The sequence below is a fragment of the Rhodococcus wratislaviensis genome (assembly GCF_900455735.1).
In the GTDB taxonomy this organism is placed as follows: domain Bacteria; phylum Actinomycetota; class Actinomycetes; order Mycobacteriales; family Mycobacteriaceae; genus Rhodococcus_F; species Rhodococcus_F wratislaviensis.
The window spans coordinates 78,056-104,154 of sequence record NZ_UAUI01000022.1 but is presented as its reverse complement, the minus strand read 5'-3'; the positions used below and the strand labels follow the sequence as shown (position 1 = coordinate 104,154).

The 26,099-nt window shown below is 68.7% G+C and carries 22 protein-coding genes and 1 pseudogene; 12 read left to right on the top strand and 11 right to left on the bottom strand.

Going from position 1 to position 26,099, the window contains the following annotated elements:
- Positions 1-5 precede the first annotated feature (5 nt).
- Positions 6-743, top strand: a complete 738-nt coding sequence (locus tag DTA22_RS23230) for a sulfite exporter TauE/SafE family protein (protein ID WP_037232906.1) — start codon at positions 6-8, stop codon at positions 741-743.
- 3 nt (positions 744-746) lie between these two features.
- Here the strand turns inward: DTA22_RS23230 and DTA22_RS23225 are convergent, their stop codons facing one another.
- Together DTA22_RS23225 and DTA22_RS23220 are read right to left on the bottom strand one after the other, a co-directional pair.
- Positions 747-2,219 (bottom strand): peptide MFS transporter, encoded by a 1,473-nt coding sequence (locus DTA22_RS23225; protein WP_112301040.1) that lies wholly within the window; start codon positions 2,217-2,219, stop codon positions 747-749.
- A 56-nt stretch (positions 2,220-2,275) separates the two neighbouring features.
- Positions 2,276-2,656, bottom strand: coding sequence for a DUF3054 domain-containing protein (locus DTA22_RS23220; protein ID WP_037232910.1), 381 nt, complete (start codon positions 2,654-2,656; stop codon positions 2,276-2,278).
- 106 nt (positions 2,657-2,762) lie between these two features.
- On the opposite strand from DTA22_RS23220, the gene DTA22_RS23215 reads away from it, so the two are divergent.
- Both DTA22_RS23215 and DTA22_RS23210 read left to right on the top strand, forming a co-directional pair.
- Positions 2,763-3,398 (top strand): TetR/AcrR family transcriptional regulator, encoded by a 636-nt coding sequence (locus DTA22_RS23215; RefSeq protein ID WP_112301039.1) that lies wholly within the window; start codon positions 2,763-2,765, stop codon positions 3,396-3,398.
- 34 nt (positions 3,399-3,432) lie between these two features.
- Positions 3,433-4,416 carry a lysylphosphatidylglycerol synthase transmembrane domain-containing protein gene (locus DTA22_RS23210; RefSeq protein WP_112301038.1) on the top strand — a complete coding sequence of 328 codons (984 nt, stop codon included), beginning with the start codon at positions 3,433-3,435 and terminating at the stop codon, positions 4,414-4,416.
- A 23-nt stretch (positions 4,417-4,439) separates the two neighbouring features.
- On the opposite strand, the gene DTA22_RS23205 is transcribed toward DTA22_RS23210, so the two are convergent.
- A complete protein-coding gene (locus tag DTA22_RS23205) occupies positions 4,440-4,994 on the bottom strand; it encodes a YceI family protein (protein WP_009476977.1) in 555 nt (184 codons plus the stop codon).
- 102 nt (positions 4,995-5,096) lie between these two features.
- Positions 5,097-5,720 carry a TetR/AcrR family transcriptional regulator gene (locus tag DTA22_RS23200; protein ID WP_112301037.1) on the bottom strand — a complete coding sequence of 208 codons (624 nt, stop codon included), beginning with the start codon at positions 5,718-5,720 and terminating at the stop codon, positions 5,097-5,099.
- An 87-nt stretch (positions 5,721-5,807) separates the two neighbouring features.
- On the opposite strand from DTA22_RS23200, the gene DTA22_RS23195 reads away from it, so the two are divergent.
- On the top strand, positions 5,808-6,638 hold the full coding sequence (locus DTA22_RS23195; RefSeq protein WP_112301036.1) for an alpha/beta fold hydrolase: 831 nt from the start codon (positions 5,808-5,810) through the stop codon (positions 6,636-6,638).
- A 21-nt stretch (positions 6,639-6,659) separates the two neighbouring features.
- On the opposite strand, the pseudogene DTA22_RS23190 reads toward DTA22_RS23195, so the two are convergent.
- Positions 6,660-8,364 (bottom strand): annotated as a pseudogene (locus tag DTA22_RS23190) (2-isopropylmalate synthase).
- 167 nt (positions 8,365-8,531) lie between these two features.
- Here DTA22_RS23190 and DTA22_RS23185 point away from each other — a divergent pair.
- Positions 8,532-9,203, top strand: a complete 672-nt coding sequence (locus DTA22_RS23185; protein WP_112301035.1) for a FadR/GntR family transcriptional regulator — start codon at positions 8,532-8,534, stop codon at positions 9,201-9,203.
- Positions 9,204-9,281: 78 nt separating this feature from the next.
- On the opposite strand, the gene DTA22_RS36850 is transcribed toward DTA22_RS23185, so the two are convergent.
- From DTA22_RS36850 to DTA22_RS23170, 3 genes are all read right to left on the bottom strand, one after another.
- Positions 9,282-9,989: an integrase core domain-containing protein gene (locus DTA22_RS36850; protein ID WP_245973356.1), complete on the bottom strand. Its 708-nt coding sequence runs from the start codon at positions 9,987-9,989 to the stop codon at positions 9,282-9,284.
- A 616-nt stretch (positions 9,990-10,605) separates the two neighbouring features.
- The gene (locus DTA22_RS23175) at positions 10,606-11,739 is read right to left on the bottom strand and encodes a lysylphosphatidylglycerol synthase transmembrane domain-containing protein (protein ID WP_112301034.1); all 1,134 of its coding nucleotides are present in this window, start codon (positions 11,737-11,739) and stop codon (positions 10,606-10,608) included.
- Between the two features lie 28 nt (positions 11,740-11,767).
- A complete protein-coding gene (locus tag DTA22_RS23170) occupies positions 11,768-13,225 on the bottom strand; it encodes an adenylate/guanylate cyclase domain-containing protein (protein ID WP_005258596.1) in 1,458 nt (485 codons plus the stop codon).
- A gap of 188 nt (positions 13,226-13,413) precedes the next feature.
- Between DTA22_RS23170 and DTA22_RS23165 the strand changes: the two genes are divergently transcribed.
- The 5 genes from DTA22_RS23165 to DTA22_RS23145 all read left to right on the top strand — a co-directional run bounded on the left by DTA22_RS23165 (position 13,414) and on the right by DTA22_RS23145 (position 19,125).
- Complete coding sequence (locus DTA22_RS23165) at positions 13,414-14,640, top strand: AI-2E family transporter (RefSeq protein ID WP_112301033.1); 1,227 nt, start codon at positions 13,414-13,416, stop codon at positions 14,638-14,640.
- On the top strand, positions 14,624-15,826 hold the full coding sequence (macS, locus tag DTA22_RS23160) for a MacS family sensor histidine kinase (protein ID WP_112301032.1): 1,203 nt from the start codon (positions 14,624-14,626) through the stop codon (positions 15,824-15,826). The genes DTA22_RS23165 and macS overlap by 17 nt, the downstream gene beginning before the upstream one ends.
- A complete protein-coding gene (locus DTA22_RS23155; protein ID WP_037232927.1) occupies positions 15,819-16,487 on the top strand; it encodes a response regulator in 669 nt (222 codons plus the stop codon). Before macS ends, DTA22_RS23155 begins: the two co-directional genes overlap by 8 nt.
- A gap of 61 nt (positions 16,488-16,548) precedes the next feature.
- Complete coding sequence (locus DTA22_RS23150) at positions 16,549-17,199, top strand: DUF1707 SHOCT-like domain-containing protein (RefSeq protein ID WP_037232929.1); 651 nt, start codon at positions 16,549-16,551, stop codon at positions 17,197-17,199.
- 66 nt (positions 17,200-17,265) lie between these two features.
- Positions 17,266-19,125, top strand: coding sequence for a DUF2339 domain-containing protein (locus DTA22_RS23145; protein ID WP_112301031.1), 1,860 nt, complete (start codon positions 17,266-17,268; stop codon positions 19,123-19,125).
- Here the strand turns inward: DTA22_RS23145 and DTA22_RS23140 are convergent.
- The 3 genes from DTA22_RS23140 to trmB are packed head-to-tail and all read right to left on the bottom strand — an operon-like array spanning position 19,100 to position 23,620.
- The gene (locus DTA22_RS23140; RefSeq protein WP_112301030.1) at positions 19,100-22,105 is read right to left on the bottom strand and encodes an MMPL family transporter; all 3,006 of its coding nucleotides are present in this window, start codon (positions 22,103-22,105) and stop codon (positions 19,100-19,102) included. The genes DTA22_RS23145 and DTA22_RS23140 overlap by 26 nt on opposite strands.
- 10 nt (positions 22,106-22,115) lie before the next feature.
- The gene (locus tag DTA22_RS23135; RefSeq protein ID WP_112301029.1) at positions 22,116-22,847 is read right to left on the bottom strand and encodes an NYN domain-containing protein; all 732 of its coding nucleotides are present in this window, start codon (positions 22,845-22,847) and stop codon (positions 22,116-22,118) included.
- Complete coding sequence (trmB, locus tag DTA22_RS23130; RefSeq protein ID WP_174233853.1) at positions 22,844-23,620, bottom strand: tRNA (guanosine(46)-N7)-methyltransferase TrmB; 777 nt, start codon at positions 23,618-23,620, stop codon at positions 22,844-22,846. The genes DTA22_RS23135 and trmB overlap by 4 nt, the downstream gene beginning before the upstream one ends.
- A gap of 121 nt (positions 23,621-23,741) precedes the next feature.
- Between trmB and DTA22_RS23125 the strand changes: the two genes are divergently transcribed.
- Both DTA22_RS23125 and DTA22_RS23120 read left to right on the top strand, forming a co-directional pair.
- Positions 23,742-24,617 carry a hypothetical protein gene (locus DTA22_RS23125; RefSeq protein WP_112301028.1) on the top strand — a complete coding sequence of 292 codons (876 nt, stop codon included), beginning with the start codon at positions 23,742-23,744 and terminating at the stop codon, positions 24,615-24,617.
- Entirely contained in the window at positions 24,614-26,062 is a 1,449-nt protein-coding gene (locus DTA22_RS23120; RefSeq protein ID WP_112301027.1) for a hypothetical protein, read from the top strand. Before DTA22_RS23125 ends, DTA22_RS23120 begins: the two co-directional genes overlap by 4 nt.
- Positions 26,063-26,099: the final 37 nt, after the last annotated feature.

Genomic DNA, 26,099 nt, shown 5'->3' with positions numbered 1-26,099 from the left:
ACCTTGTGTCGCTGCTTGATATCGGTCTTCTCGTCGTAGCGGGGTTCTTCGCGGGACTGGTCGGCTTCGTCACCGGCCTGGCGTCCATCGTGTCGTATCCCGCACTCCTCGCGGTCGGTCTGCCGCCGGTCACCGCGAACGTCACCAACACGGTCGCGATGGTGGCGGTCGGCGTCGGCGCCCTGTCCAACTCGACGCGGGAGGTCGCCGACACCGGTCCCAAGCTGTGGCGCTGGGCGCTGTACTCGGCTGCGGGCGGCCTGGTGGGCGCGGGAATCCTGTTGGTGGCTCCGGCGGGATCGTTCGAGGCGATCGTTCCGTTCATGGTGGCGTTCGCGGCCCTGGCATTGCTGCTGCAACCCCGACTCCGCGCGCTGGCGGGCGGGCGGGACATGCCACGGGCGTACTCGGTGTCGTTGTTCGTCGTCGCCATCTACGGCGGTTACTTCGGCGCGGGTGCCGGCGTGATCTTCCTGGCGATCGCTTTGATCCTCACCTCGGAGAAGATCTGGCGCGCGACCATCCTGAAGAGCTTTCTCCTGGGCGTCGCGAACCTGGTGGCGGCGATCGGGTTCGCGGTCTTCGGTCCCGTCCACTGGGGCGCCGCCGCCGCGATGGCGATCGGCGCCCTGGCCGGTGGGTGGTGCGGCCCGCCCGTCGTCAGGCGGATACCACCGTCCGTCCTCCGCGTCGTCATCGCGATCGCGGGATTCGGGTTGGCCGTGTGGTTGTGGGTGCGCTGACGCTCAGTGCACGCCCTTCATCAGACGCCGGATCCACGGTGAGCCGACGGCGAGGAGCACACCGACGGCGATCGAACCCAGCCCGACCGCGGTGAAGTACGGGACTTCGTTGTTCTCGTCGTAGTAGCCGGCCAGCGTGCCCGCCATGGCGGTGCCCAGGGCGACGGACAGGAAGAACAACGCCACCATCTGGGTGTGGAAGGCCTCGGGCGCCAGCTTGGTCGACAGCGACAGTCCGACCGGGGACAGCAGCAGTTCGGCGAACGTGAACAGCAGCAGGATGCCGGCCAGACCCAGCAGCGGTGCGCTGTTCGCACCGCCACCCGACATCGGGATGAACGCCAGGAACGCGATACCCATGATGACGGTGCCCGCCGCGAACTTGATCGGCGAGGACGGCTGACGAGGTCCGAGCTTCGTCCAGGCGGCCGCGAAGACGCCCGCGAAGATGATGATGAAGACCGGGTTGATGGACTGCACCCACGACGGCGGGAAGTCCCAGCCGAACAGGTTGCGGTCGAGTCGTTTGTCGGAGTACACCGCGACGGTGGTGAACTGCTGCTGGAACAACGACCAGAACACCGCGCTGGCGATGAACATCGGGATGAACGCGTAGACGCGGCTGCGCTCGACGGCCGTGATGCGGCGGCTCGACAACATGACCGCGAAGTAGCCGATCGCCGCGACGATGGTGAGGCCGACCACGATGTCCGACATGTTGGCTGCGGTGATCACCCCGGTCAGGGACAGGGCCGCAATCACCACGACCGCGGCGGCGCCGATCGCGATCCACTTGGGTCGCTGCGCGCGGGGGAGGGGATTGGGCGGTTCCGCCCCGATGCCCCGGAGGCGCTTGCGGCCGAGCGTGTACTGGATCAGTCCGAGCGCCATGCCGATTGCGGCGAGCGCGAAGCCGGCGTGGAAGCCGATGGAGTCTTGCGCCCAGCCCGTCAGGAGCGGGCCGACGAGGGCACCGAGGTTGATACCCATGTAGAAGATGGAGAATCCGGCGTCGCGGCGCTCGTCGTCGGCGTCGTAGAGATCGCCGACGAGCGAGGTGGCATTGGCCTTGAGCCCACCGCTACCGAACGCGACGCAGACCAGGCCGATGCCCACACCCCACAGGCCCGGGAACACGGCCAGGGCGATGTGGCCGAGCATGACGAGGATGGCGCTGTAGAACAGGGTTCGTTCGGAGCCGAGGAGCCGGTCGGCGATCCAGGCGCCGAGGATGGTGGACAGGTACACCGTGCCGCCGTAGGCGCCGACGATGCTGGTCGCGGACGATTCTGCGATTCCGAGTCCGCCGTCGGCGGCCGAATAGTAGAGGTAGTAGATCAGGATGCCCTGCATCCCGTAGAAGGAGAATCGCTCCCACATCTCGACGCCGAACAGGTTCGCGAGGGCGAACGGCTGGCCGAAGAAGCCGCGATCGGACCGCTTCTCGTCCCGGGCCGGATCGATGGTGTCACTCATGGGAAAACTGTCTCACCTCGAGCGGAAGTTCGTGTGCCGTCGGGGCGGATTCGCCGCTATCGGGTGGCGGCGCGCGACTTGGTCACGATCTTGGCGACGGCACGCCAACCGAGGAGGAATACGGCGAGCACGGTGCCGGCCACGATGACGAAACTGAACGCCGTTCCCTGGCCGCTGACCACGCGCAACAGCATGCCCACCACGAGCGTCGACAGCCACACCACGATGCCCGTCGGGACGAGGAGGAATCCGTCGAACTTGTCGCGGTAGAGCGCGACGGTGGCGAGCCAGCCGACCGCGAGGCCGGTCAGGAACGGCCACGCCGTGGTGGCCAGACCCGTCAGGGCGTTGGCTTCGTCGTGGCTGCGGCGGCCGATCGCGCAGAACACGATCACGAGAACGACGTCCAGGGCGAGCGCGGGGAAGTACTTCTTCACATGGTCAGCCTAGAGGGGCCGCCTTCGCGACAGTATGTGGACTCGCGCCAACAGTGGACCGGGAAGAAAATTGTACTCGGTCCAAGTTGGGGTTAAGGTTCGATTCATGGCGACGGACAGCGGATCAGGTCTTCGCGTCTCGAAGAAGCACGAGACCTGGCGGACGCTGCATGCGTGCGCCCTCGACCTGGTGGACACGCGCGGATACGACGACGTCAGCGTCGAAGAGATCGCGGCAGCGGCACGCGTGTCCAAGAGCACGCTGTTCAACTATTTCGACTCTAAGGAAGCGCTGCTCTTCGACCCCGGACCTGGTGACCGTGAGCGGTGGCAGAAGCTGGCGGACGAGCGTCCCGACGGCGAACCGATGTGGGCGTCGGTCCGCGAGATCATCCGCGCGAACATCGCCCACAACGCCGCCACCCTCACGGTGCAACGCCGGATTCTGGACGCCGCCCCCCACCTCGCGCAGTCGACGAAGGCCGCCGGAGAGCGATTTCAGCAGTTCGTCCAGGAGTGGGTCGACGCCCGGGTCCGACCAGATCGGGTCGACCCGCTCTGCAGTGCGCTGCTCGTCAACACGGCGTTCGCCGTACTGCGCACCGCGTATCTGCAGTGGCGGCCCGGCGACGACGCGCAGCGGTTCCTGGGGTTGCTGGATTCGGCTTTCGCGGAGATCGAGGCCGGGGTCCTCGACCTTCCCCGGTCGCGGACCGGCGTCGCGTCCGACGAACGTCACTGACGTGTGGCGTGGGCGGACGGTACCCAGGACGGCATTGGCGATCGCCGCGGCCGGAGCGCTGGTCGTCGAGGCTCTGGTGTTGGGTCCGTACATCGCGCGAGCGTCGGGCACGTTGCTGCACCCGCGGTGGCGGTGGCTCGTGCTGGCGGTGATCGCCGAGATCGCGTCGATGACGACGTTCGCGCGACTGCAGCGGCAATTGCTCGCGGCAGGCGGTCTGCGGGTGGCACTCCATCGTTCGATCGCACTGACTTTCGCGTCCAACGCGCTGTCCGTCACGCTCCCCGCCGGCCATCTGGTGTCCGCCGGATTCACGTTTCGGAGGTTGCGCACGTGGGGTGCGAGCACCCCGCTGGTCGCCTGGACGATGCTCGCGTCGGGGATCATCAGCTCCCTCGCGCTCGGGGCCCTCGGAATTCTCGGCGCAACCGTCGGCGTCCGGGCGCATGCCGATCCCATCACCGTCGGCGGCGAGATCGTGGGAGTCCTCGGACTCGCCTTCGCGATCCGGGAGCTGGTGCGCCGTCCGGAACTGCTCGTGTCTGCGGGGGAGCGGGTGCTCGGCTGGGCCAACGCGTTTCTCCGGAGACCCGCGGCGTCGGGCGTCGAACGCGTCCGTGCGCTCGTCGAGCAACTGGCCCTCGTCCGGCCCCGCCCGCGTGACTGGGTGCTCGGCGGCGTGTTCGCGGGGTTGAACTGGATCGGCGACCTGCTGTGTCTGGTCGCCGCGTGCCGCGCGGTGGGCGTCACCGACGTCGGGATCGGCCTCGCGATGACGGCCTACGTCGCGGGCATGGCCGCGTCGAGCATCCCTTTGATTCCCGGCGGGATCGGCGTCGTCGACGGCGCCCTGATCGTGGCGTTCGTCGCCGGCGGGCTGGGCACGGACGAGGCGACTGCCGCCGTGATGCTGTACCGGCTGATCAGTTTCGCGCTGATCGGCGCGATCGGGTGGGCAGTGCTGTTCGCCGCCCGGTATGCCCGCGGCACGACCGCGCCCCGTCGTCCGGGTGGATGACGGGGCGCGGGGTGCGGGTGGGGTCAGGCCTGGAGGCCGGCCTCGATCTCGAGGGTGATGGTGATCTTGTCGCCGACGACGGCTCCGCCGCCTTCGAGGGGCATGTCGATGGTGATGCCGAAGTCCTTGCGGTTGAGGACGGTGGTGGCTTCGAAGCCGGCGACCGGGCCGTTGCCCATGCCGGGGTTGACGCCGTTGAACTCGAGGGCGAGCTCGACGGGGCGGGTGACGCCGTGGAGGGTGAATTCGCCCTCGACCACGTAGTCGTCGCCCTTGGCGCGGACGGCGGTGGAGGTGAAGGTGGCGGTCGGGTACTGCTCGGCGTCGAAGAAGTCGGCGGACTTGATGTGGGCGTCGCGGTCGGTGTTCTTGGTGTCGATGGACGCGACCTGGATTTCGGCGGTGACGGCGGCGGTGCCGTCCTCGGCGACGGTGATCGCGCCGGTGAAGTCGTTGAACGTGCCGCGGACCTTGCTGACCATGAGGTGGCGGACGGAGAAGCCCACGGTGGAGTGGACGGTGTCGATGGCCCAGGTTCCGGCGGTGAGGTTGGGCAGGGTGGCGGTGGCGGTGGTCATGAAAACTCCTCGGATCGTCGACGCAATAGTTGAATGTTCAAGTTCTTGTAGCTTCAACTATGGGCTGGGTGAATTTCTTCCACAACACGAATGTGATGCCCGTCACATACCGCACGTGAGTGGCGAAGTGTGCCCGGGGGCGCTTTCTCCCTCACGTGGGGGGAGGCAGGCTCGCGCCGCGGCGAGGACCGTGGCGCCGGCCGCGTCGAGCGGTTCGGTACTGCGCAGCGCGCGGGCGAGGACGAACGCGCCCTCCAGGCTGGTGACGAAGCCCAGGATCAGGCGCCTCGCATCGGCCTCGTCGAATCCGCGCTGGCGCAGGAGGGCGCTCCCCGAGTCGATCCAGCTCGTGAACACGTCCGCCGTGGCAATGCGGAGCACCTCGTTGGTGCTCGCGACCTCGAGTGCGACCGTGGCGATGGGGCAGGCGTCCGCGTAATCGGTGGCCACCAGCGTCTCGCCGGCCAGCCGGAACCCCACCTCGATCCCCTCGAGGATGTCGGGATGCGCGTCGAGAATGGAAAAGACCAGCCGGGCGTACTCCTCGCCCGACGATCGGATGACCTCCTCGCCGAGCTGCTGCTTGCCGCCGGGGAAGAAGTGGTAGATCGACCCGAACGGGGCGCGCGCCTCCGTGGCGACCTGCTTGAGTCCGGTCCCGGTGTAGCCGTTGCGGCGGAAGAGGTCGCTGCTGGTGCCGAGAATGCGGGCCTTCGTGTCGTTCACTTTGCTGCCCTCCGACCGTTGCGCTCGGTGCGTACCTCATCGTAACGTGATTCTCAGTAGAACGATCTATCAAATGGAGTGAGTGCCATGAAGCAGATCGAGCTCTCCGCAGGCACCGTCGAGTACCGGGACACCGGGGGTGACGGCCCCGCTCTCGTGTTCATCTCCGGGCTGACGATCGGTGGCACCGTATGGCGACACGTGGTGGAGCAACTCGCCCCGGACTTCCGCTGCATCGTCCCGAACCTCCCGCTCGGCGCGCACCGCATTCCGATGCGTGAGGACGCCGACCTCTCGCTACGCGGTCTCGGCCTGCTCATCGGCGAGTTCCTCGAACGACTCGATCTCGCGGACGTCACCCTCGTGCAGAACGATTGGGGCGGCGCGCAGGTGCTGATCGCGCTCGGTGACACCAGCCGCGTCGGGGCTCTCGTCCTCACCCCGTGTGAGGCGTTCGACAACTATCCGCCCGGAATTCCCGGTCGCGCAATAGGTCTCGCGGTGGCGATCCCCGGCGGTCTCGCGTTGACCATGCAGGCGCTGCGATTCCGGGCCATGCGCCGGGCACCCGCGGGGTGGGGCTGGATGAGCAAGCGGCCCGTACCGAAGTCGGTGATGGACGGATGGTTCCGGCCCGCGACCACCGACCGCCGGGTGCGACGAGACCTGCGCAAGTACACGACGTCGCTGCCGCCGAAGTCGACGCTGTGGGAGTGGGCGGAAGCGAACCGGAGTTTCGACCGGCCGGTCCTCGTGCTGTGGGCCGTCGAGGACAAGGTGATGCCCCGCGACCACGGCCGGCGCCTGGCCGAGCTGTACCCGCACGCCGAACTGCAGGAGGTCGAGGACAGTTACACGTTGATGCCCGAGGACCGTCCGGACGTGGTCGCGGAGGCTTTGCGGCTTCGCCGCCCGTGAGTACTTGTTAACGTCCCGCGGTTAACAAGTACTCACGGCTCGGTACACCGCCCGGATCGCGGAGGCCGTCACCGACTGATGCGAGCCCATGCCCCACACCGTCCGATCGCCGACGCGGCACTCGGCCAACGTGATCGCCGCGCTGTCGCTACCCGACCGCTGCGAGTGCTGCGTCAGGGAGAGGACGTCCACGTCCACGCCCTTCGACATGAGGACGCGGGTCATCGCCTCGACGGGGCCGGTGGCCACCGCCTCGCCCGACACTTCCACTCCGTCGACGTCGAACACGACGAACAGCCGGTCGCCGTCCGTGCCGTGCTCGACGGACCATCGGCCGAGCCCGCCCCGGTAGCCGTACTCGGCGCAGAACAGCGTCCACAATTCCTCGGCGGTGATCTCGAGCCCCGACGAGTCCGCCGCCTCCTGCACCTTCGCGGCGAAGTCGATCTGGAGCCGCCGCGGCAGCGTGATGCCGTATTCGCTCTGCAGGAGATGCGCGATGCCGCCCTTGCCGGATTGGCTGTTGATGCGGATGACGGCCTGGTAGTCGCGTCCCACGTCCGCCGGGTCGATCGGCAGGTACGGCACCGCCCACGGCGCGCTCGCCGCATCCAGCCCGGCTGCCGCCGCGGACGCCCGATGCTCCGCGAATCCCTTCTTGATCGCATCCTGGTGGGTGCCGGAGAACGCCGTGTACACGAGGTCGCCGCCGTAGGGGTGCCGCTCGTGGACGGGAATCCTGTTGCAGTACTCGACGGTTCGTCGCACCGCGTCGATGTCGGAGAGGTCGATCATCGGGTCGACGCCCTGCGCGTGCAGATTCAGGGCCAGCGTCACCAGATCGACGTTGCCGGTCCGCTCACCGTTGCCGAAGAGGCAGCCCTCGACCCGCTGCGCACCCGCCAGCACCGCCAGTTCGGCGCAGGCGACCCCGGTGCCGCGGTCGTTGTGCGGATGCACCGACAGGATGACCGACTCCCTCCGCTCCAGATGCCGGTGCATGTGCTCGATCTGGTCGGCATACACGTTGGGTGTCGAAACCTCCACCGTGGCAGGCAGATTGTGGATCACCGGACGGTCGGGGCTCGCGTCCCACAACCGGGTGAGGCTGTTGCACACGTCCGAGCACGAAGTCCGGCTCGGTCAGGTTGAACACCTCGGGCGAGAACTCGAAACGCCGTCCCGGATGGTCACCGGCGCCGCGTGCCACCTCCTGCGCGGCATCGAAGATCAACCGGTGCAGCTCTTTCCGATCCTTGCCGAGAACGACGGAGCGCCACGTCGGCGCCGTCGCGGTGTACATGTGCACCACGACGTTCGGCAGTCCCTCGACCGACTCGTACGTCCGGGCGATCAGATCGTCGCGGGCAGCGGTGAAGACGACGATCGTCACGTCCTCGGGCACCAGGTCCAGACGCACGAGGTCGCGGACGAAGTCGAAATCGGTCTGGCTCGCGGACGGGTATCCGACCTCGATCTCCTTGTAGCCGATCGAGATCAGCAGTTCGAAGAACCTGCGTTTGCGCTCCGGATCCATCGGCTCGGCGAGGGCCTGGTTGCCGTCGCGCAGATCGACGGGCACCCACAGCGGGGCGGTGGTGGTGCGTCGCGCCGGCCAGGTGCGGTCGAGGTCGGGGACGGGAACGCGGTCCCAGATCGCGCGGTAGCGATCGGAGGGCATCGGCGACGGTTGCTGGTTGTTCCACGTGGGGACGGTGCTGGTCATGACGGTCTTCTCCTCGGAAGGGGGTACACGAGTCGACCGACGCGGCGAAACCCCGCGGCAGGGTGCCGGCCTTCAGGCCCCGCCGCGGCAGTGGAGGAGAAGTCCACGGAACGCCACGGCGCTAGACTAGGAGAAAATCACTCATCAGACAACCTGAGGAGCTGTGCGTGACCTCGTCGATACGACGCCACCTGCTGACGGACCAGGCGGCGGACCTGCTGCGCTCACGGATCGCGAGCGGTGAGTGGGAGGTCGGCGCCAAGCTGCCCGGCGAGACGAAACTGGCGGCCGAACTGGGCGTCGGACGGTCGACCGTCCGCGAGGCCGTCCGGATGCTCGCGGGTCTCGGCATGGTCGAGTCACGGCAGGGGGCCGGCGTGTTCCTCCGCAGGTCGACGCCGCGGCAGGACTGGGACCGGGTGCTCCGGACCGAGGAGATCCGGCACGTCGTCGAGGTGCGCCACACCGTCGAGATCGAGGCGGCCCGGCTGGCGGCGGCCCGGCGCGACGAGGCAGATGTCGCGGCGCTGCGCCAGGCGCTGCACGCGCGGTCCGCGGCGTCCGGGACCGGTGCCGCCGCATTCGTCGACGCAGACATCGCGCTGCATCGCGCAGTGGTGGTCGCGGCGCACAACCCGGTGCTGACCGAATTGTTCGAGACGTTCGTCCCGCGGCTGCGCGAAGCGATGCTCGACCTGACGGCGACGCTGGACCTGAGCGTGGGCAGCGAGCCCGAGGCCGACGCCCACCGACTTCTGGTGGAGGCGATCGCCGACGGGGACGCCGGGGAGGCCGTCAGGGTCAGTACCGAGCACCTCATGCGGCTTCGCCGCCCGTGAGTACTTGTTAACGTCCGGCGGTTTGTGCTGTCTACGTAGATGTGAGACACGGGTGTCTACGTAGATGTGAGACAGATTTTAGGCGGGGCGGAGTTTGCCTTGGTAGCGCTTGGTGTGGTCGAGGTGTAGGTGGCCGATCACGTCGCCGTCGGTGGTGTAGGCGGTGACGTGGTCGTCGTCGCGCAGCAGGGTGACGGTCTGTCCGGCCATCTTTCGGCCGACGCTCAGGCGGGCGCGGGAGTCGACGCACACGGTGCCGGTGGAGGAGACGACCAGGGCGTGCACGGTGGCGTCGTGTTGGATCGGAAGGTGCTGTGGCCCACCGTGGATCGCCGCATTCCGCCAGGCCTGCAGCGGTGGCATCTTGACGGCGCTGTGCGGGCGTTCGGTGTTGTAGAACCGCTGGTAGGTCTCGCACAGTTGCTGCAGTTCGGCGGTGGTGGCCGCGGTGGTGGGCCGTGCGGCCAACCATTGCTTGAAGGTGCGGTGGTGGCGTTCGACCTTCCCGCAGGTCTGCGGGTGATACGGGGTGGAGTGGATCAGCCGGGCCCCGGCCTGCTCCACGACCCGGGTGAAGCCGGAGATGCCGCCCTTGGTGCGGCGGGAGGTGAACGCGCTGCCGTTGTCGGCGAGCACCAACGCCGGGATCCCGAAGCCGGTGAACGCGGCGGTGATCGCCGCGATCGCCCCGGCGGCGGTCTCGGCGTCCGCGACCCGGGTGGCGACCAGGGTGCGGGTGCAGTCGTCGAGGACCTCGAAGACGACGACCTTCTCGCCGGTGGCCAACCGACCTGGGTGGCGTCGATCTGGTAGCAGTCGCGGGGGTTGCGGTAGCAGAACCGGCGGTACGACGATTTCGGGCGTTTCTTCGGTTCCGGGATCACCAGGTCGTAGCGGGAGAGGATCGTGTTGATCGTGGCCCGGGACGGGATGGTCCAGCCCTCGGCGGCCCAGTGGTGTTTGTCGGCGACGGCCTGCAGGTGGTAGGCGATGGTGTCGGCGCCGCGCTCGTGGTGGGGCAGGTTCAGGCGGAGCCGGACGATTTCGATCTCGACCGGTAGTGGGGTGGCGTGTGGGCAGGAGGTGGGCCGGCGGGACCGGGTGGTCCACCGGCCCTCCTCCTCGATCCGTTTCTTGTGTCGGTAGGCGGTGGCGCGGGAGATCCCGTGGTCGGCGCACCAGCGGGCGAAGTTCCCGTCGAACATGTCGGCGCCGGTGGCGTGGGCGAGCACCAGCAGGGCGTGTAGCAGGTCCATGACGGCATCCGTTCCGGTCATGAACCAAGTTCACGACCAGTCAGGTGCCTCACACCTCGTCGACGGCAGCGTGTCTCACATCTGGGTAGACATCATCTGTCTCACATGTCCCCAGACTCAACAAACGTCCGGCGGTTAAGAAGTACTCACGGCTGGGAGTCGGGCTCGGGGTCCCCGGTGTGTGGCGTGCGCTTGGTGGTCGGTGAGGACTGCTCCCGGCGCTCGAACTCGAGGTCCATCTCCAGGTCTTCGTGCTGGTTGTGCCGGAACAGGATGAGGAAGACCACCCAGCCGACGAGCGCGACGAGGATGTAGCTCACCATGCGGTAGACGAACACGGCCGCGAGGGCCTGCGACGCGGTGGCCCCCGCCGCCGTCAGCGTGGCGATCAGGGTGCCGTCGACGAACCCCAGCCCGCCCGGGGCCAGCGGAATGCTGCCCACCGCCTTGGCTGCGGCGAACGCGATCAGCAGACCGGCGAACGACGGTTCCGCGCCCACCGCCCAGCACGCGAAACCGAGGCACGCGACGTCGGCGAGCCGGTGCACCGCCGACCACCCGAACGTGATGACGGAATCCTTGCGGCTCAGCTCGACCGAATCGAGCTGGCTCAGGATTTCCTTCCACCGCTCGACGCCGGTCTCGGGGGGATTCTTGCGGAACTTGTTGTATCGGGTGAGTACCCAATGCCCGATCGACTCGATCGAGTCGGGGTTACGTGAGATGTATCGCAGCCCGTAGAACAGGCCGAACGCGGCCACCAGCGACAGTGCCAGCGTGACCGGACTCACCTTGGTGCCCACGGCGAACGCGCCCGCGGCGCCGAGCAGTGCGAGGCTGCCCGCGGCGATCACTCCGGAGATCGCCAGCTGCCAGGACGCGACGATGGGGGTGGCACCCCACTTGCGGGTCTGCTTGTAAGTGAAGGCGGTGGAGAACACCTGACCGGCAGGCAGGCTCACGGCCATCGCGGTGCTCGCGTAGATCACCGACACCGACTTCAGCTGGCTGACGACGACACCACCCGCCTGCAGCAGTCGCTGCTGGACCGCGCCGTACCCGCTCAGGGAGACGGCCTGGGCTGCGATACATGCCGCGACCCACCCCCAGTGGATCTCGGTGAGTGCTTTCCACGAGTCGCTGAGCGTGGGCCACAGGTAGATGCCCTCGACGGTCAGCAGGGCAAGGAGGCCGGCGCCGAGTAGCCATTTGATCCACCAGTATCGGCTTCGCTGCCGAGGAGGCTCGGCAGTGGGCGGGTCGGATCGAGGCTGGGCCACCTGGCCAGCGTAACCAACGGGTAGCGGATTACTCCGGATAGTCCTCCGGCCAAGCCAGATGGGTGTTGCGGCGACGCCCCCGCAACTGGACCTGTTCGCCGAGTTCCCAGTGCGCCTGTTCGTCGTCGTCCGCGAAATACAGGGCACTCGTCGATGCCAGCACGCGGCTGGGGTGGAGCTTGGCGAGTTCGGTGAGCCGCGACGCCTCGTTGACGGGGTCGCCGATCACCGTGTATTCGAAGCGTTCGGCGGCGCCGATGTTGCCGGCGACGGCGAGGCCTGCGGAGACGCCGATGCCGACGTCGAGGCCGGTGATCTCGTTCAACGCGAACCGCAGCTCCCGGGCCGCCGCCAGCGCCGCCGTCGGCGCGTCGGGGCGGTCGAGGGGGGCACCGAAGATCGCGAGAGCCGCGTCACCCATGAACTTGTTGACGAACCCGTGGTGCCGGTCGATCACGTCGACGACGACGCGGAAGAACTCGTTGAGCAGGTTCACGACCTCGCCCGGGGGACGCTCCGCGGCGGCGCCGGTGGAGCCGACCATGTCGACGAACAGCACCGCGACGAACCTCGTCTCCCCGCCGAGTTCGGTACCGAACTGCAGTGCCCGCCGCGCGACGTCCTCGCCGACGTGCTGGCCGAACAGTTCGCGCAGCAGCCGCCGTTCGTCCGATTCGCGCATCATGCGGTTGAACCCGACCTGCAGTCGCCCGATCTCGCTGCCGTCGAACACTTCGACGCGGACGTCGGTGGCACCGCGCTGGACGCGTTCGATGGCCCGCCGCAGCTGTTTGATCGGGTCGGAGATCTGGCTGGCCGTCAGCATCGACAGCGCGAACGCCTGCGCGATCGCGATGATCGACAGCAACATGATCGCCCACGCGAGCGCGTTCGGGGAGAACACCAGGTCGGTGGTTATCTGCGTCACGCACAGCAGGATGATGCCGATGACGGGCATCAGTGTTCCGAGCCCCCACGTCATGGCCATCCGGGTGCCGACGCCGGGTGCCATGGTCCGGTCGAACTCGCCCTCGCTGAGCGCGCGGGCGGCCACCGGTCGCAGGATGCGCTCGCCGAGCATGTACGTGAAACCGAACGTCGTGGTCGCGGCCATGCAGACGGTGACGATCACCGCGACCGCGAGTTCCGGCATCTCGGTGATGGTGAGCAGCACGAAGATGATGCCGCCGAGGATCCACAGCACCAGGTGCACGATCGCCTGTCGCAGCGGTGCGTGCAGCGCCGACATCTGTTCGCTGCGCGTCGGCGGACCCCCACGCAACTGCCAGCGCACGACCGACCGCAGCATCATCGCCGCGGCCGTGAGACTCACCACGGCGGCGAACGCGAGATAGCCGCCGAAGATCGCGACGTTGCGGACCCGGTCGGCGATGATTTCCTGCGATTCGGGGATCGGCACGCCGTACCGCACGAACGCGAAAACGAGGATGGCGCCGATGAAATTGGCGAGGAGCATCGACACCATATAGAGCGGCCATCTGCTGCGGACCGTCGCCGCGATCGCTCTATAGGATTTCCGCACGCCGTTCAATTTAGCGGGGGGTGTATCGGGTGGCGTAGGACACGTCCCCCTAACGGCTCATATGCGTGCCCTGCGCGCGTGTTTCCCGCGCGGATCGCCCGGCACTGTCCGAACCTCGATACGCTCCGCAGGTGAACGCGAACGAGCAACGCTCGGACACTGCCGCGGTAACACAGGGCGGAAGTCACCCCTCGGCGTCTGTGCATCCGGTGGTGCGGGTTGCGGCCGAGTGGACGTGGCGGCTCCTCGTCATCTTCGCGGGCCTGCTGACCCTCGGATACATCGTGACCAGGCTCGACACCGTCCTCATCCCGGTGGGTCTGGCGCTGCTGTCGTCGGCGCTGCTGGTGCCGCTCGTCGACTGGCTTCAGGGCAAGGGCGTGCCGCGGTCGGCTGCCGTCCTGGTCGTCCTCATCGGTTCGATCGGCATCGTCGCCGGGATCATGACGTTCGTCGTCGAGCAGTTCATCGAGGGTCTTCCCGGCCTCACCGAACAGTTCGAGGCGAGCGTCACACAGATCCAGGGGTGGCTCACCGACGGCCCGTTGCACTTCAGCGAGGATCAGATCCGGCAGGCCGGCGACTCGGTGGTGAAGTCCATCCAGGACAACCGCCAGCAGCTGACGAGTGGGGCACTGACCACCGCCACGGTCGTCGGCGAGATCTTCACCGGTGCCCTGCTGACACTGTTCACCCTCATCTTCTTCCTCTACGGCGGAACTCAGATCTGGGAGTTCGTCACCCGCCTCGTCCCCACCGCGTCACGGCGGCGGGTCCGGCTGGCGGGGAGCCAGGGGTTCGGCTCGCTGATCGGATACGTCCGGGCCACGGTGGCGGTGGCCGCCGCGGACGCCGTCGGTATCGGCGCGGGACTCGCGATCCTGGGGGTTCCGCTCGCCCTGCCCCTGGCGTCGCTCGTGTTCATCGGTGCGTTCATCCCGATCGTCGGTGCGTTCCTCACCGGGTTCCTCGCGGTGCTCGTTGCCCTCGTCACCAAGGGATTCCTCACCGCGCTGATCGTGCTCGGCATCATCATCGGGGTGATGCAACTCGAGGCCCATGTGCTGCAACCCCTGCTGCTCGGGCGTGCGGTCCGGTTGCACCCGCTCGCAGTGGTGCTGGCCATCACCACCGGCATCGTGCTCGCCGGGATCGTCGGCGGCCTCCTGGCGGTGCCGATCGTCGCGCTGCTCAACACGGCGGTGCGCTCGCTGCTGTCCACGGATCCCGAAGCCACCTACGACGCACTCGAGGTCGACGATCCGGCGGTCCCGCTCTATCCGGCCGAGGCCGACGGCCCGCACCCCGGCGGCCCGCACCTCGACGACACTGCGCAGACCCATGACCGACCGGAATGAGCACCGCACCCGACTGCACTACCGCCCGCGAGCGACGACCGAGCTCGACACCCAGCCGGACGCACCGCTGTGGCGGGCGGCGCAGGCATTCCGCCTCGTCACACTGGTGTACGCGATCAGCTATCAGTTCGTGTCGGTGCAGTACTACACCCATCAGCGGCTGAGCTGGTTCCTCGTCGCCCTGATGGCGGTGTGGTCGGGACTCTCGGCGGTCCTGTTGTCCCACGGGAAGGTCCCGCGCTACCAGGTGGTGATCGCCGACCAGCTGATCGTCATCGCGCTGATGGCGTCGACTCGTGTTGTCTCCGATCATGATTGGTACAACAATCATCAGACTCTGCCGACGACGCTGTGGGTCACCAACGCGGTGATCTCCGCCGCCGTCTTCGGTGGACCCTGGCTCGGGATGGCGTCCGGTGTGCTGATGGCGACGGTGAGCGCGGTGGTGCGCGACCAGGTCAACCTCGACCTGTGGCGGGACGCGACGGCGCCGGTCCTGGTGTCGGTGGGTCTGGCGCTCGGGCTCGCCACCACCACCGCGCGGCGCGCACAGGCCCAGCTGGAGCAGGCGGTGCGGTTGGCCGCCGCCACCGAGGAACGGGAACGACTGGCCCGAGAGGTACACGACGGAGTCCTGCAGGTGCTCGCGCTCGTCCGCCGCCGCGGCAACGAGATCGGGGGACCCGCAGCCGAACTCGCGGATCTCGCCGGCGAGCAGGAGGTGGCCCTGCGCATGCTCATCTCCGAGCAGGGTGCGGGCGTGGCGTCGGATCTGGGTGGGAGCGCGATCGACCTGCGACTGCTGCTGGGCACGCGGGCGAGCACCACCGTGTCCGTGTCGACCCCGGCGGATCCGGTGACGATCGAACGCGGCCGGGCGACGGAACTCGTCGCGATCGTCGACACGGCACTGTCCAACGTCGCACTGCACGCGGGGACCGGCGCCAGAGCCTACGTGCTGCTGGAGGATCTGGGCGACGAGGTGATCGTCAGTGTCCGCGACGACGGCAGCGGAATCGCTCCGGGACGGTTGGCCGAAGCGGAGGCGGAGGGTCGCATGGGAGTATCGAAATCCATTCTGGGCCGCGTCGGTGCGCTCGGCGGCACCGCCGAACTCGACACCGAACCCGGGCAGGGCACGGAGTGGGAGATCCGCGTGCCGAAGGGAGACGAAACGCATGGGTGACACGGAGACCGACGAGCAGATCACCGTGATGGTCGTCGACGACCACCCGATGTGGCGGGACGCCGTGGCCCGCGACCTCGAAGGCGCCGGGTTCACCGTGGTCGCCACGGCAGACGGCGTCGCCACCGCGGGACGCCGGGCGGCCGCGACCCGTCCCGGAGTGGTGCTCATGGACATGCAACTGCCCGATGGAAACGGCGCCGCGGCCACCGCCGCCGTCCTCGAGGTGTCGCCGGACAGCCGGGTGCTGGTGCTGTCGGCGTCGTCCGAACGGGACGACGTCCTCGACGCGGTCAAGGCCGGTGCGTCCGGGTACCTCGTGAAGAGCGCGTCCGTGGAGGAACTGCTGGACGCGGTGCGGGCCACCGCGGCGGGGCAGGCGGTGTTCACACCGGGTCTCGCCGGACTCGTGCTGGGGGAGTACCGCCGGATGTCGAGTGCGCCCGCCGACGAGCAGGGCCCCGCCGTTCCCCAACTCACGGAACGGGAAACCGAGGTCCTGCGGTTCGTCGCGAAGGGGCTCAGCGCCAAGCAGATCGCGACCAAACTGTCGCTGAGTCACCGCACCGTCGAAAACCACGTCCAGGCGACCCTCCGCAAGCTGCAGCTGGCCAACCGCGTCGAGCTCACCAGGTACGCCATCGAGCAGGGTCTCGAGTAGCCGTGAGTACTTGTTAACCACGGGCGGTTAATAAGTACTCACGGGCGCTAACCTGGTCGGTATGGAGGCACGGGACCTACGCGTATCGGATGCGGAGCGCGAACACGTCGGCGAATTGTTGCAGCGGGCGGTCGGCCAGGGGATGCTCTCGCTCGGTGAGTTCACCGAACGGATGGACACGGCACTCGCCGCGAAGACGCGGGCGGAGCTGAACGTCGTCCTGGTGGATCTGCCGGGAATCCAGCTGATCTCCGAGTTCACGCCGCCGCCGTACCCCGACCAGCCGTACGTGTCTCGTCCGGCGCCCCCGGTTCCGCCGGTCGCGCACCGGTCGCCCGCGCCGCCGCCGGGCGACGTCATCCGGGGCCGGATGTCGTCGGTCAGCCGCACCGGCTCGTGGAACGTTCCCCCCGCACTCGAGGTGAACACCCGGCTGTCGACGGTGACGCTCGACTTCACGCGGGCCGTCATGACCACGCAGGTGGTGCACGTGACGATCGACGACTACGCGAGCACGATCTCGCTGGTCGTGCCGGAAGAGGCGACGGTCGACCTCAACGGCGTCGAAACGGTCGGCGGTTCCGCGACCAACAAGGTGCGGACCGGCCCTCCCATCGGCCCGCTGCACGTCGTCGTCCGGGGCAAGGTCAGGTTCGGGAACGTGACCGCCAAACACCCTTTCGGCACCTCGATTCGGCGAATGTTCGGGTAGCACGACCCAGGCCTCTCGAGTAGGCCTACTCATGTGTGGGGGCCGTTGCCGCAGGACGATTGATCCATGTCCACACCTGGTACTCCTTCGATCGACCCGCGGCTGGTCGCGCAGCTTTCCGGCGACTTCTCGGCGCTCGGGCAGCAGATGCGCCACGTGGGTGAGAACCTCGCGGTCCTGCAGGCGCAGCTCGCGAGCATCCCGCAGCCCCAGCCCCAACCGCAACCGCAGCCGGTGCCGCAGCCGATGTACCGACCGCCGGTGCCGCAGGCACCCCCGCCGCCCGCACCGGCCGTCCCGTACCGCCCCGTTCCGACGCCCCCTCCCCGGGTAGTTCGCGAACCCTGGTGGCAACGCGACGGGGTGATCAGCCGCGTGCTGGCCGTCGCGGGTGTCGCCGTCACCCTGATCGGTGTCGTGATGCTGCTGGTGCTGGCGGCGCAGGCCGGATTCTTCGGTCCGGAACTGCGCGTCGTGGCGGGCGGGTTGTTCTCGGCCGGTCTCGTCTACACCGGTGCCCGTGTCTTCGGGCGGCCCGGCGGCCGGGTCGGCGGGATCGCGCTCGCGGCAACGGGTATCGCCGGCGCTTACCTCGACGTCGTGGCCGTTGCGGTCGTCTATCACTGGTTGCTGCCGGTGCTCGCGATGGTCGTGGCACTCGGGATCGCGGGAGCCGGTGTCGCACTCGCGGTGAGGTGGGGTTCGCAGCCCCTCTCGCTGCTCGTGGTGACCGGCGCCGCCGTGCTCGCACCCGTCCTCACCGAGGGCATCACGCTGACCCTCATCGGGTTCCTGTTCGTCATCCAGGTCGCCAGCTTCCCCGCGCAACTCGGTCGCGACTGGCTGTACCTGGGGATCGCGCGGACGTGCCCGGTGGTGATCGCGTTGCTGATCGCGATCGCGAGTTCCGGACTGTCCGACCGGCCGGAGCGGTTCTGGCTGCTCGCGTCCGCCGCACTGGTCGCGCCGTTCGGACTCGTCTCGTCGATCATCCTGTTGCGCAGCAATTCTCGTGACGTCACCGCGACCGCGATGATCGTCACCACGGCCGTCCCGACGCTGGTGATCGGCCACCTCTTCGACCGACTCGGGTCCACGCTCATCGCGCTGGCACTGGCGGCCGCGATGTTCGCCGCGTTCGCGGCGGCGCGGACGTTGCCGCGACACGCACGGTTCGCACTCGCGGGCATGGGTACCCTCGCCCTCCTCGAGGCCTGCCTCATCGGATCGAGCGAAGACCTCGCGCCGCTCGTCCTGCTCGGGGTGGCGGCACTGTTCCTCACCATCGGCGGGCAGGCGGACTCGCGGATCGCGTATGCCGTCGGCGCGGTCTTCACCGTCGTCGGCGGGTTCGCCTTCGTGATCACGGCGCCGCCGTTCGTCCTCGTCGACGAGTACAGCGCGCTCGACTCACTCAGGGTGACCACGGTGCTGTCCTCGATGGTGCTGGCGGGAACCGTGTTCCTGTTCGTCTGGTACGCGCACACGCTGAAACTGTTGAGCGACACCACCGCCCAGCCGTGGTGGGTGCTTGCCGGGCTGGTGATCCTGTACGCCGTCACCACGGCGACGGTGTCCGCGGGCACGGCGCTCACCGGGACGTCGGCAGGATTCATCGCCGGGCACTGCGCCGCGACCATCGCGTGGATGGCGGCGGCGACGGCGGCACTGGTGTTCGGACTGGCCCGCCGCGACTACGCGCACACGGCACTCGGGGTCGGACTGGGATTGACCGCCGCGGCGCTGGCGAAACTGTTCCTGTTCGACCTGGCCACCCTCGACGGCCTGTTCCGCGTCCTCGCGTTCCTCGTGGTCGGGCTGCTGTTGCTCCTCGCCGGCACCCGCTACGCGCGTGAATTCGCGGAGCGGGAGGCCGGACGGGGAATGCCGAACGGCTCCGTCAGCGCCGGTTCTGCCGAGCGATGAGTTCGCTGACGCTGACGGCGTTGCCGTCGTCCGCGCGGTGCCTGCCGCTCGAGGCGTCGTCCGGATCGACGGGCGGCTCCTCGACGCTGCGGCGACGCGAGCCGTTGGCCGGCGTTCCGTTGGGAGGTGCGCCGTTGGCCGGAGCTCCGTTGGCAGGTGTGCCGTTGGTGCGCCTGCCGCCGTTCACGGGTTCCGAAGGCTCGGCGGCGCGACGCCTCGTCGGGATCGGCGGCACCGGGCGGGCAGGGGACGACTGGGGGGTCTCCTGCTCGTACGGTGCGGGCACCGAACGCGGTGAGCGGGTCGGCAGTGACGGCGCCGACGCACTGGGTCGCGGCTCGGCGGGCGAGGAGATCGGTCGCGGTTCGGCGGCCGATGTGGACCGCAGGTCCGCGAGCCAACTCTCGATGGGACGCGACTCGGTTGCCGGCCCCGGGGCGGGGGCCGCCGGACGGGGCTGCGGTGCGGGGGCCGCCGGACGGGGCCGCGGCGCGGGGCGGGGCGGCGGTGCGGGGCGCGACTGCGTCGGCGCCGGACGCGGCGGAGCAGGCTGCGGTAGCACGGTGGTCTGCGGTTCCGCGGGCGGAGTGTCCTCGATCTCCTCCGGTGCCCGGGCGGGACGGCCGGTCGCCGACCGGCGGGCCTCGTTCTGCGCCCGGCGCGCCTTCGCGTCGTCCTCGGACATCTTCGCGGCCAGCGCCCGCGCGGTGACCAACGGGATCGGTTCGGTGAGCGGTTCCGGTTTGCGGGGTGCGGGCGGCGCCGCGAGCTTGCGCTGCGGCGGGACGGCACCGATCGGGGTGAGCTCCGGGACGTCGGTAGGCATCAACTCGTTGTCGAGGATGGGCTCACCGAGACCCGTCTTCTCCTGGATTCGCTTCATCCACGCAGGCGCCCACCAGCAGTCGTCGCCGAGGAGTTTCATCGTGGCGGGCACGAGGAACATACGGATGAGGGTCGCGTCGATGACGAGCGCGGCGATCATGCCGTAGGAGATGTACTTCATCATCACGAGTTCCGAGAATCCGAACGCACCCGTGACGACGATGAGGATGAGCGCGGCCGCGGTGATGATGCGGCCCGTGTGCGCCGTGCCGATGCGGATCGACTCCGTCGTACTCGCCCCCTGCGCCCGTGCCTCGACCATGCGCGAGAGCAGGAACACCTCGTAGTCGGTGGACAGGCCGTAGACGATCGCGATGATCAGCACCAGCACCGGCGACATGATCGGGCCGGGGGTGAAGTTCAACCACTCCGAACCGTGACCGTCGATGAAGATCCACGTCAGGATGCCGAGCGTGGACCCGAGGCCGAGCGCGCTCATCAACGCCGCCTTGATCGGCAGCACCAGCGAGCCGAACGTCAGGAACATCAGCAGCGTCGTCAGGACGAGGACGGAGATCACCATCGTGGGCAGGTGGTCGAGCAGCGCGGCGATACTGTCCTGCTCGATCGCGGGGGTGCCGCCCACCAGCACCTGCACGCCGTCCGGGCTGTCCATGGCGCGCAGATAGTCGATGGTCGGCTTCGACTCGTTGCGGTCGACGAGGCCGGCCTTGAGGACGACCACACCGTCCTTGGCCGCGCCCTCCGGGGTGAAGCGCTCGATCAGCCCCGGCGCGCCGCTGGCTTCCTTGATGATCTGGCCGAGCGCCTTGTTGTCGGCGTCGGACACGACGAGCTTGACCGGTTCGGTGCGCAGGTTCGGGAAGATCTCGTCGAACTGTTCCTGCGCGGCTCGGGTCGAGCTGTCCGGGGGGAGGTAGGTCTCGTTGATGCCACCGAACTTGATGCCCGTCAGCGGCACGATGAGGAGGAGCAGACCCACGACGATCGGGATGGTGACCTTGAGCGGGTTACGCATCACCCAGCGGGTGAGCCGGCCCCAGATGCTCGCCTCGATCTCCTCGGTGTTCTTGGTCTGACGGAAACGGTCGAGGCTGAGGGCGTCGACGCGCTTGCCGAGGATGCCGAGGATCGCGGGCAGGATCGTGACCGACGTCAGCGCCGCCAGGCCGACCGTGGCGATGGCGCCGTAGGCGACGGACTTCAGGAAGCCCTGCGGGAACAGCAGCAGACCGCCGAGGCTGGCGACGATCATCGTCGCCGAGAAGACCACGGTGCGGCCCGAGGTCATCACCGTTCGGCGGACGGCGGAGCGGGTGTCGTACCCCTCCGCCATCTCTTCTCGGAATCGGCTGACGATGAACAACCCGTAGTCGATGGCCAGACCCAGCCCCACGAGGGAGACGACGGGCGCGACGAACGAGTTGACCTCGGTGAAGTTGGTGATCAACCGGACGACCCCGTTGGCCCCGACCACGGTCAGGCCGCCGATGATCAGCGGCAGCGCCGCCGCGACGACACCACCGAACACGAAGAACAGCAGGATACCGACGGCCGGGATCGCAAGGAGCTCCATTCGCCTGATGTCCGTGGCCATCGTGTCGTTGAGCGCACCCGACACGGGCTGGAGGCCGGCGAGTTGCACGTCGACGCCGTCGATGTAGAACTCGTCCTTGACGTCGCGGAAATTCGCGGTGACCTCGGTGTCGTTGTCGCCGACGATCGCGATGCTCTCGATCGCGTGCTGCTTGTCGGCGTCCGCGGCGGACGCCAGCTGCGGTGCGGTGCCGACCTTGAAGTAACCGCCGTTGATCTTGAGGATCTTGTCCGGGTGTTCCGCGGCCAGCCGCTCGAGGTTCTCGACGACCTTCGCCTGGAACTCGGGGTCCTCGATCGTCTTGCCCTCGGGCGCCGTGTAGAGCGCCACGACGTCGCTGTTGGTGTCGCGACCGAAGGTGCCGTCAGCCAGCTTGGCCGCGGCGACCGACTCCGAGCCCGGATCGTCCCAGCCGCTCTGGCTGAGATGCTTCTCGAGGCCCAGGCCGTACGCGGCCGAACCGAGCAACAAGGCAACCATGATGCCGATGACGGTGAATCGGGCCCGGTAGACGACGCTTCCCCAGCTCGCGAACACTGATCAACTCCTACTCGGCAGCACTCTTCCGCCCGACGAGCAGGGCGGAAAGCGGTCGGAACGGCTGCAACCAGGCACCCTCGTCGGGCAGTGTGTCGAGGCTGACCCGAGGGAGTGGCTCCCGGAACACGCCGGGGATGTCCTCGAGATCGACGAAGTCCAGAAGGTCGGACGCGACCGCCCAGCTGGCGTGCTCGCGGAACCCGAGTATCTGGACCGGAATGCCGGTCGCGGCGATGTCCTCCAACGGTTCGCGAAACGCTTGACCGTCGGCGGAGGCGACCATGACACCGGCCAGCCCCTCGCCGTGACGAAGCGCGATGTGGTCCAGCATGTCGGAATCGACGTCGCTGTCCTCATCGATCTTCGGCTTGGCGAACACCGCGAAGCCCACATTACGCAAGGCTTCGACCCACGGTCTCACGACATCGGCGCTGCCAGCCGCGATGTTGGTGAAGACCGTCGCCTCGGGTTCGAGTGTGTCGGTGCCTGACGCGGACAGTTCCGCGGTCCGGGAGAGCAGCCAGCGGCCGAGCGCGTCGAATCGTGGCCGGTAGGCAGCCGTGGGCCGGCCACCGAGGATGGCGCCGAGACCCATGTCGAGGTTGGGTGCGTCCCAGACGAGAAGGACCCGCTTCTGGTGGCGTCCGTCACGTGCACCCGCCGCGGGAGATCCTGACGACACCGCGGTGCCTGCCGGGACCGCGCCGGCTATGTCGGAGTACTGCTCGCTGACGCTCATGACCTGATCTTCCCCCAAATCAACTCGGTGATCGCACTGCCGACCTGGTGGGCCTTGTCTTCGAACTTCGTCACCGGACGCTCGTGCGTCATCGGCGATTCCCAGTCGAGGGAGGTCAGGAGGGGTTCCGCGTTGCCTGCTTCGGCGATGGCCTCGGCGTACTCGGCATGGTCTGTTGCGACATGCAACACACCGCCGGCCTGCAGGCGGCTCGCGATCAGGGCGAAAGTGGGGGACTGCAACAGGCGCCGCTTGTGATGACGGGCCTTCGGCCACGGGTCCGGGAAGAAGACACGGACTCCGGTGAGCGATTCCGGTTCGATCATGTTCTCCAGGACATCCATCGCGTCGCCGCGCAGGACCCGGATGTTCGGGATCTCGTCCCGTTCGATCTGTTGAAGCAACTGTGCGAGCCCGGGCCGGTAGACCTCGACGGCCATGAGGTTCACGTGGGGTTCGGCCTTCGCCATCGCCGCGGTGGCGGTGCCCGTGCCCGAGCCGATCTCGAGGATCAGAGGGGCGTCGCGGCCGAACCACGACGGCGCATCCAGGCGATTGTCCGAGACGTCCGCGCCGATCCGGGGCCATTGCCGGTCCCACGACTCCTGCTGCGCCGCGGTCAGGGCGCCCCTGCGCGAGCGGAAACTTGTCACCCTCGGGTGGAGACGGGACCCCTTCGAGTCCTTCGTCTGCCCCTCCTCGGGGACGGCGGGTGCATCCTGATCAGCGTGGTTCACCGGACCATTGTCACGCATGAGGGGCATTTCTGGCATACGGGTCTGAAGTTCACCTTGAGACTTTTTCGGTAATCCGGTGCCCAGCCTGCACGGTTGCGCACGCCGATTCGGGGTGAGTCTGACAGAATCGGCGCGGGACGAAGGGGGTGACTGCGTCATGGGCACTGCAGACGCCGGGGGCGGGGAATTGGCGGATCTCGCCGAACGCGTGACGGCACTGGACGGGTTTGCCGGCGACCGTGTGCGCGGTGCCGTGGCCGCGTTCCGGGCGCCGATCAGGGTTCAGACCGCCGGTCGAGCGGGTGTGGGCAGGTCGACCGTGGCCGCGGCGCTGACCGCGAACGGGATCGCCGACGCCGTCGTGGAGGAGTCGGACGCCGTCGACGTGCCCGGCGCACCCGACCCCACACTGGACGGCGACGTCGTGGTCTACGTCCTCGTCGAGTCGGTGCGCGACGCCGACCGGGACGCCGTGCGGACGCTGGATCCGGCGCAGGCTCTATTCGTTCTCAACAAGTCGGACACGTTGGGCGCGTCGCGCGCGGCAGCCGACGCCTGGGCGACGGCGACCGCGCGTGCCGCCGAGTGCTCGGACGAAGGTGGCCTCCCGGCTCTGCCCCTCATCGGAACACTCGCGATCGCAGGAAGGTCTCCGGAGTCCGGAATCGACGCGGTGTCGGCCGCAGTCTCCGGCCGGATCGCACGAACCCGGGCGCGCCGAGCCGAGACCCTACTGAACACACTGCGGTCGCAGGCGGCGCGGAGCCCGGCGTCCCGCGACGTGCTGGAGCGGTATCTCGCCGGCGACCACGCCGTCGCGCTCGCCGCCTCCGCGGCCCGGCTGCATCTCGCAGACTGCATCGCGGAGGCGCCGGAGCCACCGCGCAGCGCCGCGGACGCCGCCCGGTGCGCCGACTGGTGGCGGGCGCAACTCGCCCGGCAACCGACGGCCCGCCGGCGCCGCGCGGTCGTCGACGTCCGGCGCCATTACGTTCGCGTCTGGCAGCAGCTGAGCGGCAGCCCCGGAACGTGACGACGCAACAGCTGTCCGATCTCCCTGCGGAGACCGTCGACGTAGTGACGCGATGGAACCCCGACGGCGTCGCCCGGCTGAAGTCCGGCGAAGCCCCGCAGCGAGGTGTGTTCGTGGCGGGGCCGCGGCGCGCCGGGAAGACCACCCTCGCCGGCGGGCTCCGCGCGCTCGACGCGTCCGCGCTCACATTCGTGGAGGACCCGATCGACGCCCGGGTGGTCCTGATGGTGCTCGACGCCGCGGCACCACTCGGACGGGAGGAGCTGTCCGTCCTCGACGTCGTCGCGCGACCGGCCGTTCCCGTGGTCTTCGCGCTCTCCAAGACCGATGTCCACCGCAACTGGGCAGGAGTGAGCGAACGCAACCGGGCCCTCCTCGCCCGGCATGCGGCACGATTCGCCGACGCGGAGATCCACCCGGTGGCGGCGGGTGGCTCCGGGGTCGAGGCGCTGCTTTCGGCACTCCTGCGTGCCGCCCGAGCCCAGGCCCCCGACCCGCGCTCCGCCACCCTGACCGTGCTCGAGCAGACCCGGCGCATGATCGTGGCCACCGCCCGGTCCGTGCGGGAGACCGAGCCCGGCGCGGAACTGCGCGCCGAGCGGGTTCGCGCGCTGACGCTGCGGGACGGCCGGCGCACCGAACGGGTCGCGCAGCTCCGCGGTCAGGTCCAGCTCGCGAAGGTCGAGTTGATGCACGAGGTGGCCGCCCAGTGTCGCGCGGCCGGAACCACTGCACGCGCCGAGATCGACCGCGCCGGCCGCGGGACTCTTGCGGGCTACCCCGACCGGCTGGCCGAGATGGTGCGCGAGATAAGCGGTGCGGTCGATGCCGCGGTGACCGCGCGCCTCGACGACCTGCGGTCGCGGGTCGGCGTCACCGTGTCCGCGCCCGAGACCGCCGTTCCGTTGCCGGAGCCGGTTGTGCCGGACGGACCCGAACCGCGACACCGCGGACTCGAAGACCGGATGACGATCCTGATCGGTGCGTCCGCCGGGCTCGGTCTGGGCAGACTGGTGGTCTCGCCGTTGTCGATGGTGCCCGCGCTCGACATCGCGACCATCCCGCTGACCCTCGCGCTGGGAGCCGTCGCGGCGTGGTGGCTGACGCGGGCGCGCGGGCACGTCGCCGAGCGTGCCCACGTGCGGCAGTGGGCCACCGAGGCGTTGGTGCACGTGCGGTCCCGGTGGGAGCAGTTCGTCCTCGGCCGGTTGCTGGCAGCCGAAGCTCAGGTGAGCGAGGCGATCATCGCCGAGAGCCGGGTCTGCGCCCGGGACGTGGACGAGCGGGTCGCGCAGATCGACGTCGAACTCCGGCGCCTGGTCGCGAGGCGCAACGGTCAGCTGTCGTCCTGCGAACGCGACCTCGGGGCCGTCGATCGTGGGCTGCAGGAGGTCCGCCTGCAGTTGGGGGAACCGAATCGCCGCGTCGAACGTCTGAATACATAGGTGTCTGACCGATGTTCGCCCGCTTTCGTGTGGGATC